This window comes from Haloferax sp. Atlit-6N (assembly GCF_003383195.1).
Lineage (GTDB): Archaea > Halobacteriota > Halobacteria > Halobacteriales > Haloferacaceae > Haloferax > Haloferax gibbonsii.
This window is the reverse complement of record NZ_QEQJ01000266.1, coordinates 1-481: the sequence shown is the minus strand read 5'-3', so window position 1 is coordinate 481 and position 481 is coordinate 1. Positions and strand designations below refer to the sequence as shown.

General features: G+C 57.0%; 1 protein-coding gene. It reads right to left on the bottom strand.

All coding sequences use genetic code 11. The features are described from left to right. Positions 1 to 235: 235 nt before the first annotated feature. A partial coding sequence (locus DEQ92_RS24305) for a hypothetical protein (RefSeq protein WP_233516948.1) occupies positions 236 to 481 on the bottom strand: 246 nt, incomplete at its 5' end.

Sequence of the window (481 nt, the reverse complement as noted above, 5' to 3'; positions counted from 1 at the left end):
GACTGGGCCCAGGTCATTCAATCCTGAACCGATCAGTTTGCCTCACGCTGGGTTTGCGTTCCGGCCGTACTCGATCATACTCGCCACCACCTCGATCGGGTCGCTGGCGTCGCGATTGGCGGCGATCAGCTCGTAGAACCCGTCGTGAAACCGCGTGACTACACTGAGATTCTGCAGGAGGACGACCCGTTAATACACAAATCAGGGTGCCACAGACGTTGCTACGGTGTTTATTTCACGATCCCACAGCCGAATCAGTCGTTGGATTCTGCCTGCACGTTGAGTATGAACGTATAACAACTATCCGAGCGTACAGCGTCGGGAATGCGCCCTCCAGAAAGTACGAGATACCGGTTACTAACACGTTTATCACCCGTATGAACCGGCGTACGTTCCTTGCGACGACTAGCATCGGTACCGCAGCACTGTCGGGGTGCCTATCGGCCCTTCCGTCGGGCAGGCCGGACACACCGTTGCCCGC